Source organism: Delftia sp. WSY_12 (assembly GCF_043104645.1).
Lineage (GTDB): Bacteria > Pseudomonadota > Gammaproteobacteria > Burkholderiales > Burkholderiaceae_C > Comamonas > Comamonas tsuruhatensis.
In genome coordinates this window covers 34,549-50,514 of sequence record NZ_JBICKW010000003.1, presented here as the reverse complement: position 1 = coordinate 50,514, position 15,966 = coordinate 34,549, and the positions used below count along the sequence as shown (strand labels likewise).

Below are 15,966 nucleotides of genomic sequence, written 5' to 3'. Positions count from 1 at the left end.
CCAAGGAGACCCACGATGACTGCCTCTATCCCTGTCCCATGGCTGCAGCGGCCTTGCGCCGCCGCATCGTCCAACTGTCCGTTGCGGGAGCTGCGGCCATGAGCGCCGACCTGCGTGCAAGCGTCGACCAGCGGCCCATGACGCGCTTCCAGTGGTCGGTCATAGCCCTGTGCATGGTGCTCAACATGATCGACGGCTTCGACGTCCTGGTCATGGCGTTCACGGCCTCGGCCGTGTCGGCGCACTGGCAGCTCAGCGGCGCCCAGCTGGGCTTTCTGCTCAGTGCGGGCCTGTTCGGCATGGCGGGCGGATCGCTGCTGATCGCGCCCTGGGCCGACCGGCTGGGCCGCCGGCCGCTGATCCTGGCCTGCCTGGCCCTCTCGGGCGTGGGCATGCTGGGCTCGGCCTTCAGCCAGAGCGCCACGCAGCTGGCGGCGCTGCGCGTGCTCACGGGCCTGGGCGTGGGCGGCATCCTGGCCTGCAGCAACGTGATCGCCAGCGAATACGCCTCGCAGCGCTGGCGCAGCCTGGCCGTCACCCTGCAGTCCACGGGCTACGCGCTGGGCGCCAGCATTGGCGGCTCCATCGCGGTGTGGCTGCTGGGGCGCCATGACTGGCGCGCGGTCTTCCTGTTCGGCGGCTGCGTGACGCTGGGCGTGCTGGTCCTGGCCTGGTGGCGACTGCCCGAGTCCATGGACTTCCTGCTGGCGCGGCGCCCGGCCGGCGCGCTGCAGCGGCTCAACGCCCTGGTCGGGCGGCTGGGCCTGCCCGCATTGGCTGCGCTGCCGCCTGCCGCGCCCGCATCGGCGGGGCCGGCGCGGCGGGGCCCGCTGCAGCTGTTCGCACCGGGCCTGCGCCGGCCCACGCTGCTGGTCTGGCTGTCGTTCTTCGCGGTGATGTTCGGCTTTTACTTCGTCATGAGCTGGACGCCCAAGCTGCTGGCCGCCTCGGGCCTCACGCCCGAGCAGGGCGTGACCGGCGGGGTGCTGCTGAGCCTGGGCGGCATCCTGGGCGCCACCTTGCTGGGCCTGCTGGCGGCGCGCTATCCCGTGCACCGCGCGCTGGCCGGCTTCATGCTGGCCACGGCCGTGCTGCTGTGCTTCATCGTGAGCAATCCGGGCTCGCTGCTGCTGTCGTATGCGCTGGCTTTTCTGATCGGCGTCTTCGTCAACGGCTGCGTGGCCGGGCTCTATGCCATCGCGCCCATGGTCTATGGCGGCGAGGTGCGCGTGACCGGCGTGGGCTGGGGCATAGGCATAGGGCGCATCGGCGCCATCGTCTCGCCCATGGTCGCGGGCTCGCTGCTGGACGCCGCGTGGTCGCCCAGCCAGCTCTATGTGGGCTATGGCCTGGCCTTCGTGTTCGCGGCCTGCATCGTGTCGCTGCACCGGCTGCAGGGGCCCGAAGCCGGCAGGCCCGCAGCCACGGGCCGCACGCTGTCGGCGCATTGAGCGCGACTTGCAGACAAGAAGGAGAACTCCATGACCGAATGCACCACCATTGCACCTGCCTCCACACCTGCCTTCCCGCTGGACCAGTGGTATGTCGCCGGCTTTGCCTGGGAGCTGCAGGACGCGCCACTGGCACGCACCCTGCTGGGCCGGCCCGTCGTGCTGTTTCGCACGCTCGATGGCAGCGTGGCCGCGCTGGAGGACCGCTGCTGCCACCGCGAGCTGCCGCTGTCCTGCGGCACGGTGGAGGCGCGCGGCCTGCGCTGCGGCTACCACGGCCTGCTGTTCGACCGCGCCGGCCAGTGCCTGGAGATTCCGGGCCAGCAGCGCATACCGCCCAAGGCCTGCGTCAAGTCCTTCGACCTGCGCGAGCGTGACCAGATCCTCTGGATCTGGATGGGCGCCACGCCCGATTCCGTGCCCGCGCAGGAGCCGCCCGCCTATCCCGTGCACGGGGATGCGCGCTACCGCTTCGGCGGCGATGTCTACCACTACGACGCGCCCTACCAGCTCATCCACGACAACCTGCTGGACCTCAGCCACCTGGGCTATGTGCACCTCAAGACCATTGGCGGCAATGCCGGCATCCACATGAATGCGGAGCTGCAGGTCCGCCAGGACGGGGACAGCGTCACCGTGCTGCGCTGGATGCCCGACTCCGACCCGCCGCCCACCTATGCGGCGGCCTGGCCGTTCGCGGGCCGCATCGACCGCTGGCAGGAGGTGGAGTTCCACCCCTCGCACGTGTGCATCTGGACCGGCGCCATGGACGCAGGCAGCGGCCGGCTCGACGATCCGCAGCGCGAGGGCTTTCACATGCGGGGATTTCACGGCGTGACGCCGGAGACCGAGCATTCGGCCCACTACTTCTGGACCATTGCCACCAACCCGCATCCCGACATGCAGGACACCACGCGCCTGGTGATCGACCAGACGGCTGCCACCTTCGAGGAGGACAAGGTCGTCATCGAGGCCCAGTTCCGCAACCAGCAGCGCTTTGGCGCGCGCCCCGTCATCGATATCCACGTGGACGCCGGCCCCAACCGCGCGCGCCGCGTGATCAGCCGGCTGCGCGAGGCCAGCGCCCGGGCGCTGGCGGCGGCCTGATTTTTCCGAACCCATCCCTTTCCGCGATTTCTTCCCATGCAAGCCAACCCCATCCTCCAGGTGCGCGTCGCGCGCAAATGCGCCGAGGCGCAGGACATCTGCAGCCTTGAACTCGTGCCGCTGGACGGCGAAAGCCTGCCCGCCTTCACGGCCGGCTCGCACATCGACCTGCACCTGCCCGGCGGCCTGGTGCGCCAGTACTCGCTGTGCAACGACCCGCAGGACACGGGCCGCTACGTGGTCGGCGTGCTGCGCGAGGCCGCCTCGCGCGGCGGTTCGGCCGCCGTGCACGAACAGGTGCAGGAAGGCCAGCAGATCGCCATCGGCGCGCCGCGCAACCACTTCGCGCTGCATGCGGGCCAGCCCGCACGGCATCTGCTGCTGGCCGGCGGCATAGGCATCACGCCCGTGCTGGCCATGGCGCGCCAGCTGGCGCGCGAGGGTGCCGACTTCGAACTGCACTACTGCGCGCGTTCGCGCGAGCGCATGGCCTTCACGGCCCTGCTGCAGTCCATGCCCTGGGCCGACCGCGTGCACCTGCATGTGGATGGCGAGGGCGCGCTCGACATGGCGCAGCTGCTGGGCGCCCCGCAGGCGGGCCTGCACCTGTATGTCTGTGGCCCACGCGGCTTCATGGACGCGGCCCTGGGCATGGCTCGCGCATCGGGCTGGAGCGAGGACCGCCTGCACTACGAGTTCTTTGCAGGCGAGGCCGTGCAGCGCGAGGGCGATGCCGGGTTCGAGATCGAGATCGCCAGCACCGGCCAGGTGGTGCGCGTGGCGCCCGAGCAGACCGTGGTCCAGGCGCTGGCCGGCATCGGCGTGGAGGTGCAGACCTCGTGCGAGCAGGGCGTGTGCGGCACCTGCCTCACGCGTGTGCTCTCGGGCGAGCCCGAGCACCGCGACATGTACCTGACCGAGGACGAGCAGGCCGCCTGCGACCAGTTCCTGCCCTGCTGCTCGCGCGCCAAATCCGCCCGGCTGGTGCTGGACCTGTAGCGCTGGACCCGGCCGGCCGGCGCACAATGAGGTTTTCCCCCAAGGCCCGCCCTGTGGCGGCGGGCGCCGCCTTCCTGCCATGCAACCTGCCCTGCTCGTCCTCAACTTCAATACCGAGGCCCATCTGCGCCAGATGGCCCAGGCCTTTCCCTCCTTCGACCTGCTCTACGCGCCCGACGCCGCCCAGTGCGAGGCCGCCATCGCCGAGCACGGCACGCGCATACAGGCCGTGCTGACCATTGGCTCCATCGGCCTGTCGGCCGCGCAGATGCAGCGCATGCCCGCCCTCAGGCTGGTCTGCGCGCTGGGCGCGGGCTACGAGAACATCGATGTCGCCCATGCGCAGGCCCACGGCATTGCCGTGGGCAATGGCGCAGGCACCAATGACGACTGCGTGGCCGACCATGCCATGGGCCTGCTGATCGCCTCCGTGCGCGGCCTGGTGCGCCTGGACCGCGCCACGCGCGACGGCGTCTGGCGCACCGCCATGCCGCTGCCGCCCAATGTCTCGCACAAGCGCCTGGGCATCCTGGGCATGGGCGCCATCGGCGCCAAGATCGCCCAGCGCGCGCTGGGCTTCGAGATGGAAATCGGCTACCACAACCGCAGCCCGCGCAGCGGGCTGCCCCACCGCTACTTCGGCGACCTGCTGTCCCTGGCGCAGTGGGCCGATGTGCTGGTGGTCGCCACGCCGGGCGGCCCGGGTACGCGCCATCTCGTCAACGCCCAGGTGCTGGACGCACTGGGCCCGCAGGGTCACCTGGTCAATATCGCGCGCGGCAGCGTGGTCGATACCGCCGCCCTGGCCGCCGCCGTGCGCGAAGGCCGCCTCGCTGGCGCGGGCCTGGATGTCTACGAAAGCGAACCTGCGCCACCGGCCGAACTGCTGGACCTGGACGCCGTGGTGCTCACGCCCCATGTGGGCGGCTGGTCGCCCGAAGCCGTGCAGGCCTCGGTGGACCGCTTCATCGCCAACATGCGCTGCCACCTGGAAGGCCGCCCGCTGGTCTCGCCGGTCACGGCCTGAGGCCGGATTCAGCCCTGTGCCATCCCGGCAACTGCTGCCAGGTGCAGCAGTCCCATGACCAGGCAGATGGCCGAGGACACATGCCAGAAGCGGTCGCTGTTGTCCGGGAACCGCGGCTTCAGCCACGGAAAGGCCGCGGCCCGCGCCACCAGCACCAGGCCGGCCCCGGTCAGCACCGGGCGCATGAAGGGCAGGGGACCCAGCAGGCCCGCGCCTGCCAGCGCATACCCCGCCAGCAGCGACAGCACCACGCCGATGGCCGCCGACACCAGCGGCGGATACCAGTGCCCGGCCTCGGCCATGCGCGCCATGCGCTCGCCGGCACCCATGAGCCGCAGCCCACGTCCCCCCCAGACGATGCAGGCGAAGTGGGCCAGCGCGGCCGCCGTGTCGAACAGGGCGGCGGCCAGGGCCAGCAGTTGCACGCCCTTCACGGCAGGGCTTCCCACGCGCCGGTGTGCTGATGCTTCTTCATGGTGTATTCCTTGGGATTTGCTGCAATGGCCGGCCACTGTAGTGCTTAAACTCCGGGCAGAAAACTCGCCTTGTGCTCAGGTTTTGCCGCATGCCCTCCCATACCTCCGCTACCACTGAATCCCAGAGAAGAAGACAGCCCGTACAGGCCCGTGCGCAGCGCACGCTGCAGGCCATTCTTCAGGCAGCAGCTCAGATTCTGGTCAAGGAGGGCGAAGCCGCGCTCACCACCAACCGCATTGCCGAGCGCGCAGGCGTCTCCATCGGCACGCTCTACCAGTACTTCCCCGACAAGCAGGCTGTCTTCCGTGCCATGGTCGATGGCCAGCGCCGTGCGGCCGTCGCGGCCATCGAGGCCTGGCTGGAGCAGGCGTCGGAGCAGGGCCTGCCGCGCGAGGCCGTGGCGCGCGGCGTGGTCGCCTGCATCGTCGAGGGCTTTGCGGGCCGTACGCCCGCGCGGCGCAAGCTGGCGCGCTTTGCCTGGCGCCAGGATGGTGATGAGCGCATTGCCCTGTCCATGCGCGAGACCGCCGAGCGCATGGCCGCCCACCTGCAGCGCTGGGGCGGCCCCTCGCTGTCCTATGCGCGCCTTTACGTGGCCACGCGGGCCGTGCTGGGCACGGTGCGCTTCGCCTCGCTGGAGGCCTCGCCGCTGATTGCCTCGGGCGCACTGGAGGAACTGCTGTGCGAGATGGGGACAGACATGTTGCTGGGTGGCGTGCAGGGCGCCGGCGCTGCTGCCTCATAGAGGCTGTTCCATTCGCCGAGGCCATCATGGGGGCAAGGCGTTCGTTGATGGCGTGCCGGAGGCCCGGGCCGTTCCTGCGCAGGAGGAGGGCGAAAAAAAGGCCCCGCAGAGCGGGGCCTTTTGCTTCTACCGGAGTGTGCGATCAACCGATAGCATTCTAACGAGTTCGCGCGGCAATGGCTTTCTCCGCCACATCCACCAGGTCGGCGCCGACCTGCTGCTTCCACTTGTCGTAGACGGGGCGCGTGGCCTTGACGAAGGCTTCGCGCTCGGCCGGCGTGAGCTGGGTCACGGTCACGCCGTTGGCGGCCAGGTCCTTGAGCAGGGGCTTGTCGGCCTCGATCATGCCCTTGCGCGCGATCATGACCTGCTCCTTGGCCGCGTCCACGGCGGCCTGGCGCACGATGTCCTGGTCTTCCTTGGTCCAGGTGGCCCAGATGTCCTTGTTGACCACGAAGATCAGCGGATCGTTGATGTAGCCCCACAGCGTCAGATGCTTCTGGCCCACGGACTGCAGCTTGGCGGCCATGTAGACCGAGACGGGGTTTTCCTGGCCGTCCACGGCGCCGCTGGCCATGGCGGGCTGGGCATCGGCCCAGCTCATCTGCGTGGGGTTGGCGCCCAGCGCGGTGAAGGTGTCCAGGAACAGCGGCGAGCCCACGACGCGGATCTTCAGGCCCTTGAGGTCGGCAGGGGTCTTGATGGCGTGCTTGGAGTTGCTGATCTCGCGGTAGCCGTTCTCGCCCCAGGCCAGCGGCACCACGCCGGCCTTGTCCAGGCGCTGGAACAGGCGCTTGCCGGGCTCGCCATGCGTGAGCGCGTCGGCGGCCGCGTAGTCGGGCATCAGGAAGGGCAGGGCGAACAGGTTCAGCTCCTTGATCTGGGGCGACCAGTTCAGCGTGGAGCCCACGGCCATGTCGATCACGCCCTGGCGCAGCGCGCTGAATTCGCGCGTCTGGTCGCCCTGGATCAGGGACACGCCCGGGTAGAGCTTGATGTTGATGCGGCCGTTGGTGCGCTCGCGCACCTTGTTGGCCCAGATCTCGCCGCCCTTGCCCCAGGGAAAGGCCGTGCCCAGCACCAGCGACATGCGGTACTCGCTCTTGTACTTGGCCGGTGTCTGCGCCACTGCGGAAGCGGACGAAAGGGCCAGGGCCGCCGCTGCGGCCAGGCCGCTGGCGAGGAAAGTGCGAAGTTTCATTGCGAAGGTCTCCTTGTTGAATTTTTGGGAAATCAGTAGCCCAGGCGTGCTGGGAGCCAGAGAGCCAGCTGCGGGAAGGCGATCACGGCGATCATCACCAGGAACATGGCCAGCAGCATGGGGCCGACCCAGCGCACGGTGGACTCCATGCGCACGCCCGCGATGCGGCAGGACACCATCAGGTTCACGGCCAGCGGCGGCGTGAACTGGCCCAGCGCCACCTTGAGCGTGAGGATGACGCCGAACCACACCGGGTCCCAGTGGTAGTGCTGCATGATCGGCAGCAGCAGCGGCACGAAGATCAGGAAGATGGAGATGCCGTCCAGGAACATGCCCACGGTGATCAGCAGCAGGATCAGCAGCGCCATCACGCCGTACTCGCCCAGGCCCGATTCCACGATGGCCTTGGCCACCGGATCGATCACGCCCAGCGTGGACAGCGAGAACGCGAAGATGCCGGCCAGCGACACCACCAGCAGGATCACGGCCGACAGCTCGCCGGCCTCGCGCAGGATGGGATACAGGTCGCGCAGCGTGATGGTGCGGTGGATCACCATGCCCACGAACAGGCCGTAGAACACGGCCACCACGGCGGCCTCGGTAGGGGTGAACCAGCCGGCGCGCATGCCGCCCAGGATCAGCACCGGGGCGGCCAGGCCCCAGGAGGCCTCGCGCAGGCTACGCCAGAACGGCGGGCGCGGCATGGACGATTCCAGCGCACCCATCCTGTGCCTGCGCGACATCCACACGGCCGGAACGATCAGCGCCACGCCGGCCAGGATGCCGGGGATCATGCCGGCCGCAAACAGCGCCGGCACCGAGGCGCCGGGCACCAGCACCGAGTAGATGATGAAGGCCACGGACGGCGGGATCAGGATGTCGGTGGCCGCAGCCGCGCCCACCACGCTGGCCGAGAAGCTGCCGGGATAGCCGGCGCGGCTCATGGCCGCGATCATCACGCCGCCCACGGCAGCGGCATTGGCCGGGCCCGAGCCCGAGATGCCGCCCAGGAACATGGCCACGGCAATCGCCACCAGGGGCAGCATGCCGGGGCCACGGCCCACGATGGCCACGGCGAAGTTCACCAGGCGCAGCGCCACGCCAGAGCGGTCGAAGATCGAGCCCACGAGCACGAACATCGGAATCGCCAGCAGCGGGTACTTGCCCAGGCCGGCATAGAAGTTCTGCGGCACGGCCAGCAGGCCGAACCACTGCGTGTCGGGGCTGGCCAGCGCGATGGCGGCCGCTCCTGCCAGGCCCAGGGCCGCGCCGATGGGCACGCCCAGGAGCATCAGGCCCAGGAAGGCGATGAAGAGCAGGGTCGCGATCATGGCGCCTTCTCCTCGTCCACGAATGCGCCGGGGCGCCCCTGGCGCAGGAACAGTTGCAGCGCACGCAGCGTGATCAGCGCCGAGCAGATGGGCAGCCACATCGAATACCACCACTGCGGCACGCCGATGCCGGGCGAGGTTTCCTCGAAACGGTAGTCGTCCCAGACCACGCGCACGCTCAGTGCGGCGATCACCGCGAACAGCAGGGCCACCATCAGCGTGCCGAAGCGCGCCAGGCGCTTCCTGCGCAGGGCGCTGCCGCCTTCGGCGAAGTATTCGATGCGGATGTGGGCGTTGCGCGCCACGGCCGCCGAGCCCGCGACCATGGCCAGCAGGATCATCAGGAAGACCGAGATTTCCTCGGTCCACGCGAAGGAAGAGGAGGTGAAGTAGCGCACCAGCACATTGGCGAAGGTGATCAGGGCCAGCAGGGCCATGATGACCACGGTGAGCCAGTCCTCGATGCGCAGCGAACGCGGCTCGTCCGGCTGGGAAGGCGTCTCAGCGGCGCCGTTTTCGGTGGGAGGGGATGACATGGACGCGGGGAGTCAGAAAATTACACATGGCGGGGCAGATGCAGTCACTGAGCTTCCTCGGCGTCGTGTGCCGGGGGCCGTGAGGAAAAAATGTCACATTGGGTAAATGCGGCGCAGCGCCATTATGTGCGCATACGAGCGCCGCATCAGATGGCGGTTTCCTCAGTGTGGCGGCCCATGCGGGACGTTGATACGGGCATGCCCCGGCGTGGAGGCACCGAGGAAGGGCCGCCCCGCACCGAGGGTGCCGTCCCCCTCCCGGAGAGAGAGGGGGAAGCGGCGTAGCCGCTCAGGGGGTGCCTTCCATCACAGCGGATAATGGCGGGCATGGAAACCAAATGGCTAGAAGATTTCGTCAGCCTGGCTGAAACACGCAGTTTCAGCCGCTCCGCCCAACTGCGGCATGTGACGCAACCTGCGTTCTCGCGCCGCATCCAGGCACTGGAGGCCTGGGCCGGCACCGACCTTGTGGACCGCAGCTCCTACCCGACCCGGCTCACGCCGGCCGGCAAGACCATGTATGACCAGGCGCTGGAGATGCTGCAGTCGCTGCAGAGCACGCGCACCATGCTGCGGGCCCACGTCAGCGCGGGCAAGGGCATGGTGGGGTTTGCCGTGCCGCACACGCTGGCCTTCACCTTCTTCCCGAACTGGGTCTCCAGCGTGCAGGCCAAGTTCGGGCCGTTCCGCAGCCGGCTGTTCGCGCTCAACGTGCACGACGCCGTGATGCGCCTGGTCGAGGGCGGCTGCGACCTGCTGATCGCCTACTTCCATCCGTCCCAGCCCTTCCAGCTTGACCCGGCGCGCTACGAGATGGTCAGCCTGGGCCATGAGGTGCTCGCCCCCTACGCCAAGCCCGACGCCGACGGCCTGCCGCTGCACCAGCTGCCGGGCCGCCAGGGCCAGCCGCTGCCTTATCTGGGCTATGCGCCCGGCGCCTATCTGGGCCGGGTGACGGAGCTCATCCTCAAGGAAGCGGCCGAGGCCGTGCACCTGGAGCGCGTCTACGAGACCGACATGGCCGAAGGCCTCAAGGCCATGGCGCTGGAAGGCCATGGCGTGGCCTTTTTGCCATTCAGCGCCGTGCGCAACGAGTTGGAGGCCGGCCGCCTGGTCAGCGCCGCACCTGCCGGTGACGACGGTTTCCGCATGGACATGGAAGTGCGTGCCTACCGCGAAAAACCCACCAGCAAGGATGCGCCCCAGGGCGTGGCCGGCGCGCTGTGGAACTTCCTGCTGGAGCAGGGCGAGACCATCGGCTGACACGCCAGGCGGCACACATGAAGACAAAGGGGCTCTCGAGCCCCTTTTTGCTGCACGCTGGTGCATGGCAAAGCCCGTCAAGAGACCGACTTGGTGCATGGGTTATGCCTAGGGTAAACACCTATTATGCATGGCATGCATAAGGGTTTCTGCAAACGGCATTGGCTGTGCTGCCACGCATGGCATTAGAGTGCGCGCACAGCAGCCACGCCGTGTGCAGGCCCGCAGGCGCGCTGGATCGGGCAAAAAACGCGTGCCATGGCACGGCAGTTGCTTACCTGAATCTGGCTGACGTGCTGGAAAGCCCTAGCACGTGTCGGTGCTCCAGCACCGTGCGTGATTGCACAATATGTGTCACATCGTTGATAGTTCGAGCCAGCCCACAAGGCGACTCGACCGTTCTCATCAAGACCGTTTTCGTTCTCATCTCAGGAGACCCGTATGAAGAAGCATTTGTTGGCCATCGCCGTGACCGCCCTGGCTGCAGGCAGCGCTTTTGCGCAGGCTGGCGACACCCTGGCCAAGATCAAGTCCTCCGGCGCCGTGACGCTGGGCGTGCGTGAATCCTCGGGCCTGGGCTACACGCTGGGCAATGGCAAGTACGTGGGCTTCCACACCGAGATGGGCGAGCGCGTGCTGGCCGACATCCAGAAGCAGCTGGGCCTGGCCAAGCTGGACATCAAGTACCAGCCCGTCACCTCGCAGAACCGCATCCCCCTGGTGACCAATGGCACCGTGGACATCGAGTGCGGCTCCACCACCAACAGCCAGGCCCGTCAAAAGGATGTGGCCTTCGCCGTGACCACCTATGTGGAAGAAGTGCGCATCGCCGTCAAGGGCAACTCCGGCATCACCGGCATCAAGGACCTGAACGGCAAGACCATCGTCACGACGACGGGCACCACCTCGGTGCAGACCCTGCGCAAGAACAAGCGCGCCGACGGCCTGACCTTCAAGGAAGTCATGGGCAAGGACCACGCCGACAGCTTCCTGATGCTGGAAACCGGCCGTGCCGACGCCTTCATCATGGACGGCTCCATCCTGGCCGCCAACATCTCCAAGTCCAAGGCACCTGCCGACTACAAGATCGTCGGCGAAACCCTGTCGGTCGAGCCCATCGCCTGCATGCTGCGCAAGGACGACCCCGCCTTCAAGAAGGCCGTGGACGACTCCATCAAGCGCCAGATCGCCGACGGCTCGCTGGCCAAGCTCTATGACAAGTGGTTCATGCAGCCGATTCCCCCGGCCAACGTGAAGGTCGGCCTGCCGCTGTCCGACGCCACCAAGGACGCATGGGCCAACCCCAACGACAAGCCCATGGAGTCGTACGAAGTCAAGTAAGCACCAGCTGAATGCCGCCCCTTCTGCCATGCGGTTGGAAGGGGCGTTTTTTGTTGCGGCGCCGTTTTTGCCGGTAGTGCATTTTTCAAGAATCTGAATAAAGAGGTGCTCCTATGAGTTGGGATTGGCAGGTGTTCTGCCAGGACACCATTACCCAAGAGGTCGGTCAAAGCTGCTTCGGCAAGAACGGCGACATCACCTACCTCGACTGGATGCTGTCGGCCTGGGGCTGGACCATTTCCGTGTCGCTGCTGTCGCTGTTGATCGCATTGATCGTCGGCTCGCTGATCGGCACGCTGCGCACGCTGCCCGACCGGCCGTGGATCGTGCGGCTGGGCAATGCCTGGGTCGAACTGTTCCGCAATATTCCGCTGCTGGTCCACATCTTCATGTGGTACCACGTGGTGCCGTCCATCTTCCCCGCGCTGAAGTCCCTGCCGGGCTTCGTGCTCGTGGTGCTGGCGCTGGGCTTCTTCACCTCGGCCCGTATCGCCGAGCAGGTGCGTTCCGGCATCCAGGCGCTGCCGCGCGGCCAGCGCTATGCGGGCATGGCGCTGGGTTTCACCACGTTCCAGTACTACCGCTACGTGCTGCTGCCCATGGCGTTTCGCATCATCATTCCGCCGCTGACCAGCGAGACCATGAACGTGTTCAAGAACTCGTCCGTGGCGTTTGCCGTGTCCGTGGCCGAACTGACCATGTTCGCCATGCAGGCGCAGGAAGAGACTTCGCGCGGCATCGAGATCTACCTGGCCGTCACCGGCCTGTACGTGGTCTCCGCCTTTGCCATCAACCGCATCATGGCCTTCATCGAGAAGCGCTCGCGCGTCCCGGGCCTGATCGCTGCCAGCGGCGGAGGACACTGACATGAACCTGCAAATCGACTGGTCGTTCTTCACCTGGGACCTGTTCAGCAACTTCGTGCTGAAGGGCCTGTACTTCAGCCTGACGCTGACCGTCATCGCCACCATCGGCGGTGTGCTCTTCGGCACGCTGCTGGCGCTGATGCGCCTGTCGGGCAAGAAATGGCTCGATGTGCCCGCCACGCTCTACGTCAACGGCATGCGCTCCGTGCCGCTGGTGATGGTGATCCTGTGGTTCTTTCTGCTGATGCCGCTGATCATCGGGCGGCCCATCGGCGCCGAGGTCTCGGCCATCATCACCTTCATCGCCTTCGAGGCGGCCTACTTCAGCGAGATCATGCGCGCGGGCATCCAGTCCATTCCGCGCGGCCAGGTCTTCGCGGGCCAGGCCATGGGCATGACCTATGGGCAGAACATGCGCCTCGTGGTGCTGCCCCAGGCCTTCCGCAACATGCTGCCCGTGCTGCTGACGCAGACCATCATCCTGTTCCAGGACACCTCGCTGGTCTATGCCATCGGTGCCTACGACATGCTCAAGGGCTTCGAAGTGGCCGGCAAGAACTACGGCCGTCCCATCGAATCCTATCTGGCCGCTGGCGTGACCTACTTCGTGCTGTGCTATTCGCTGTCCTGGGCAGTGAAGCGCCTGCACAAGAAAATTGCCATCATTCGATGAGCCAGCACCCCATTGAGGAATTGCAATGATTGAACTCAAGAACGTTTCCAAGTGGTACGGCAGCTTTCAAGTGCTGACCGACTGCTCCACCAACATCCAGAAGGGTGAGGTCGTGGTGGTCTGCGGCCCGTCGGGCTCGGGCAAGTCCACGCTGATCAAGACCATCAACGCGCTGGAGCCCTTCCAGAAGGGCGAGATCTTCGTGGACGGCGTGGCCGTGCACGATCCCAAGACCAACCTGCCCAAGCTGCGCAGCCGCGTGGGCATGGTGTTCCAGCACTTCGAGCTGTTCCCGCACCTGTCGGTGACCGAGAACCTGACGATCGCCCAGGTCAAGGTGCTGGGCCGCAGCGCGGACGACGCCAGGAAGCGCGGCCTCAAGATGCTGGACCGCGTGGGCCTGACGGCGCACAAGGACAAGTTCCCGGGCCAGCTGTCGGGCGGCCAGCAGCAGCGCGTGGCCATTGCGCGCGCGCTGTCCATGGACCCCATCGTGATGCTGTTCGACGAACCCACCTCCGCGCTGGACCCCGAAATGGTCGGCGAAGTGCTGGACGTGATGATCGGCCTGGCCAACGAAGGCATGACCATGATGTGCGTGACCCACGAAATGGGCTTTGCGCGCAAGGTGGCCAGCCGCGTGATCTTCATGGACGTGGGCGGCAAGATCCTGGAGGACTGCTCCAAGGACGAATTCTTCGGCAACCCGGAAGCGCGCCAGCCCCGGACCAAGGAATTCCTCAACAAGATCCTGCAGCACTGAACCGGTGCGGCCCTTGCGGGCACGGCAATCAAGGGGGCGCTTCGGCGCCCCTTTTTTGTGGCCGCGGCGAGACGATGATGAGAATCGTTCTCGATACAATCGCCGGCTCAGCTGTTTGCACCGTGCTCCAGATCCCGCCCCCATTTCCCCGCCACCGGACAATTTCCACGTCCGCCGTGCCATGCCTGCCATGAAGCGCGACGACGCCCCGGGAGAGCCCGGTGGCCATTCCCGCAGTCTCTACACCCGCTGGCGCAAGCCGCTGCAGCGCATGCTGGCGCGGTACTTCAAGAGCCCGGCCGATATCGAGGATGCCTCCCAGGAAGTCTTCGTGCGCATGCTGTCGGCCGACAAGCGCCTGCCTGTGGACGAAGAGCGGCCCTATCTGCATCAGGTCGTGCGCAGCGTGGCGGCCTTCGCGCACCGCACGGCGCCGCAGCAGGCCGGTGTGCGGCTGGTGTCCGTGGAGGATTGCCGCGACGAGGTCGAGGCCCTGCCGGCCCGCGACGGAGCCGACCATGCGCTGGACGATGAGCGCCGCCAGCGCCTGGCCCGGCTGCGCGATGCCCTGAACGAGCTGCCCGAGCGCCAGCGCCAGGCCTTCGTGCTGCACCGCGTGCAGGAACTGACGCTGGAGCAGACGGCCGAGCGCATGGACATCACCGTGCGCATGGTCTCGCGCCACCTGAGCCGGGCACTGTCCTATTGCGAGATCCGCGTACGCTACGCCAGCGCCGAGCAAATGCGTGCCCTGCTGCGCGCAGACGAGCAGCGGCCGGGCGCCGCAGAGAACACACGATGAGCAACGAACTTCCCCCGGGCGTTTCGCCGCAGGAGCTGGTGGGGCTGCATGACAGGGCGGCCGACTGGTTCGTGCGCCGCCAGCAGCCGGACTGGACGGGCGCCGATGAGCGCGCGCTGGATGCGTGGCTGGGCGCCCACCCGCTGCACCGCAGCATCTTCGAAGGCATGTCGCGCCACTGGCATGGCGCGCCACAGCTCAGGGAATTGTTTCCCGATGAGTTCGGCGCAGCGGTGCCGCCCGCCGCGCCTGCCGTCTGCGCTGCACCAGCGGCCGCGCCGCCGCGCCAGCGCGTTCTTGCCCGCTGGCCCGGCCGCCCTGCGGCGGCCCTGTCCGTGCTGGCGGTGGTCTCGCTGCTGGCCTGGGGTGGCTGGTACCGCTGGGACCACACGCCAGGCTATACGCTGCAGGCCCGCACGGCGCCCGGGCAGACGCAGAGCATCGAGCTGCCCGATGGCTCGCGCGTGGCCCTCAACGTGGACAGCGAACTCCAGGTGCGCTACTACCCGCGCCGCCGCGAGGTGGTGCTGGATCGGGGCGAGGCCTTCTTCGAGGTCACGCCCGGCCCGGACAGGCCTTTCACCGTGGACTCCGGCGCCAGCCGCGTCCGGGTGGTGGGCACCGCGTTCAATGTGCGCGCCGGGCCGCCGCGGCTGGTGGTGAAGGTGCTGGAGGGCAAGGTGCAGCTGCGGCCCGAGCGTGACCGGGCTGGGGGCGATGTCCTGCTGCTGGCGGCAGGCGCGGGCGTGGCTGTGGACGGCGCCGGCCGGCACAGCACCGTGGTGGCCGATGCGGACAGCGTGGGCGACTGGCGCACGGGCCAGGTGCGCTTCAGCGGCACGCCGCTGGCGGAGGTGGCGCAGGAGCTGTCGCGCTATCTGGGTGCGCCCGTGGAGCTGGGCGACGAGTCGCTGGGCCGCCTGCGTGTCTCGGGCCTGCTGGCCACGGCCGCGCCCGAGCGCTTTGTGCGCGCGCTGCCGGCCTTGATTGCGGTGCGCGTGCAGCCGCGCAGCGGCGGAGGTTGGCTGATCGTGCGGGGATGAATCGAAGGTTGAGAAACAATTTGTTTCAAACTGACGGCCAACCCCAGGTTCCAGCTTTGCACCGGTTTTGGCTTCTATAGGGGCAGGGGCGTGGATTTTCCAGGCCCGCACGGCTGCCAGCCAAGGACCACCGAGGGCGCTCGTCCCTCACGCCCCAGCCAACGGCCGCAACACCTGACGCGCATGCGCGGGTGGGCTGGCATGGCTTGTCCGACGCGGTTCCTGATCGCCCGCGACGGCTGCCTGCGGCCTGCCCGTCGCGTGCCCGTGCAACGGCACAGCAACGGAGTGGCAATGAGAGCGCAAGAAGCAGCAGGCAGGGAATTCGCAGGCAGGGGCAC

Annotated in this window: 16 protein-coding genes; 12 read left to right on the top strand and 4 right to left on the bottom strand. The window is 67.7% G+C overall.

Annotation, left to right across the window (positions count from 1 at the left end):
* Window positions 1–98 precede the first annotated feature (98 nt).
* From ACF8LI_RS00510 to ACF8LI_RS00495, 4 genes are all read left to right on the top strand, one after another.
* A complete protein-coding gene (locus tag ACF8LI_RS00510) occupies window positions 99–1,451 on the top strand; it encodes an MFS transporter (RefSeq protein ID WP_016451801.1) in 1,353 nt (450 codons plus the stop codon).
* A gap of 30 nt (window positions 1,452–1,481) precedes the next feature.
* Complete coding sequence (locus ACF8LI_RS00505) at window positions 1,482–2,558, top strand: aromatic ring-hydroxylating dioxygenase subunit alpha (protein ID WP_212645062.1); 1,077 nt, start codon at window positions 1,482–1,484, stop codon at window positions 2,556–2,558.
* A gap of 36 nt (window positions 2,559–2,594) precedes the next feature.
* Entirely contained in the window at window positions 2,595–3,557 is a 963-nt protein-coding gene (locus tag ACF8LI_RS00500; RefSeq protein WP_046986253.1) for a PDR/VanB family oxidoreductase, read from the top strand.
* A gap of 79 nt (window positions 3,558–3,636) precedes the next feature.
* On the top strand, window positions 3,637–4,584 hold the full coding sequence (locus tag ACF8LI_RS00495) for a 2-hydroxyacid dehydrogenase (RefSeq protein WP_016451798.1): 948 nt from the start codon (window positions 3,637–3,639) through the stop codon (window positions 4,582–4,584).
* Window positions 4,585–4,592: 8 nt separating this feature from the next.
* Here ACF8LI_RS00495 and ACF8LI_RS00490 read toward each other — a convergent pair whose 3' ends face one another.
* Window positions 4,593–5,033, bottom strand: a complete 441-nt coding sequence (locus ACF8LI_RS00490; protein ID WP_392411637.1) for a hypothetical protein — start codon at window positions 5,031–5,033, stop codon at window positions 4,593–4,595.
* 116 nt (window positions 5,034–5,149) lie between these two features.
* On the opposite strand from ACF8LI_RS00490, the gene ACF8LI_RS00485 reads away from it, so the two are divergent.
* On the top strand, window positions 5,150–5,806 hold the full coding sequence (locus ACF8LI_RS00485; protein ID WP_192367238.1) for a TetR/AcrR family transcriptional regulator: 657 nt from the start codon (window positions 5,150–5,152) through the stop codon (window positions 5,804–5,806).
* A gap of 157 nt (window positions 5,807–5,963) precedes the next feature.
* Here ACF8LI_RS00485 and ACF8LI_RS00480 read toward each other — a convergent pair whose 3' ends face one another.
* The 3 genes from ACF8LI_RS00480 to ACF8LI_RS00470 are packed head-to-tail and all read right to left on the bottom strand — an operon-like array spanning window position 5,964 to window position 8,874.
* A complete protein-coding gene (locus ACF8LI_RS00480) occupies window positions 5,964–7,007 on the bottom strand; it encodes a DctP family TRAP transporter solute-binding subunit (protein WP_392411635.1) in 1,044 nt (347 codons plus the stop codon).
* Window positions 7,008–7,039: 32 nt separating this feature from the next.
* Window positions 7,040–8,338 carry a TRAP transporter large permease gene (locus tag ACF8LI_RS00475; RefSeq protein ID WP_016451794.1) on the bottom strand — a complete coding sequence of 433 codons (1,299 nt, stop codon included), beginning with the start codon at window positions 8,336–8,338 and terminating at the stop codon, window positions 7,040–7,042.
* Window positions 8,335–8,874, bottom strand: a complete 540-nt coding sequence (locus tag ACF8LI_RS00470; protein ID WP_016450270.1) for a TRAP transporter small permease — start codon at window positions 8,872–8,874, stop codon at window positions 8,335–8,337. The genes ACF8LI_RS00475 and ACF8LI_RS00470 overlap by 4 nt, the downstream gene beginning before the upstream one ends.
* 327 nt (window positions 8,875–9,201) lie before the next feature.
* On the opposite strand from ACF8LI_RS00470, the gene ACF8LI_RS00465 reads away from it, so the two are divergent.
* The 7 genes from ACF8LI_RS00465 to ACF8LI_RS00435 all read left to right on the top strand — a co-directional run bounded on the left by ACF8LI_RS00465 (window position 9,202) and on the right by ACF8LI_RS00435 (window position 15,625).
* Entirely contained in the window at window positions 9,202–10,137 is a 936-nt protein-coding gene (locus tag ACF8LI_RS00465; protein WP_193615942.1) for a LysR substrate-binding domain-containing protein, read from the top strand.
* 441 nt (window positions 10,138–10,578) lie between these two features.
* The gene (locus tag ACF8LI_RS00460; RefSeq protein ID WP_016450272.1) at window positions 10,579–11,478 is read left to right on the top strand and encodes a transporter substrate-binding domain-containing protein; all 900 of its coding nucleotides are present in this window, start codon (window positions 10,579–10,581) and stop codon (window positions 11,476–11,478) included.
* A 113-nt stretch (window positions 11,479–11,591) separates the two neighbouring features.
* Window positions 11,592–12,344, top strand: a complete 753-nt coding sequence (locus tag ACF8LI_RS00455) for an amino acid ABC transporter permease (RefSeq protein WP_016450273.1) — start codon at window positions 11,592–11,594, stop codon at window positions 12,342–12,344.
* Between the two features lies 1 nt (window position 12,345).
* Window positions 12,346–13,017, top strand: a complete 672-nt coding sequence (locus ACF8LI_RS00450) for an amino acid ABC transporter permease (protein ID WP_016450274.1) — start codon at window positions 12,346–12,348, stop codon at window positions 13,015–13,017.
* 25 nt (window positions 13,018–13,042) lie between these two features.
* Window positions 13,043–13,780, top strand: coding sequence for an amino acid ABC transporter ATP-binding protein (locus ACF8LI_RS00445; RefSeq protein WP_016450275.1), 738 nt, complete (start codon window positions 13,043–13,045; stop codon window positions 13,778–13,780).
* 181 nt (window positions 13,781–13,961) lie between these two features.
* The gene (locus tag ACF8LI_RS00440) at window positions 13,962–14,582 is read left to right on the top strand and encodes an RNA polymerase sigma factor (protein WP_016450276.1); all 621 of its coding nucleotides are present in this window, start codon (window positions 13,962–13,964) and stop codon (window positions 14,580–14,582) included.
* Window positions 14,579–15,625, top strand: coding sequence for a FecR domain-containing protein (locus tag ACF8LI_RS00435; RefSeq protein ID WP_046987577.1), 1,047 nt, complete (start codon window positions 14,579–14,581; stop codon window positions 15,623–15,625). The genes ACF8LI_RS00440 and ACF8LI_RS00435 overlap by 4 nt, the downstream gene beginning before the upstream one ends.
* Window positions 15,626–15,966 lie beyond the last annotated feature (341 nt).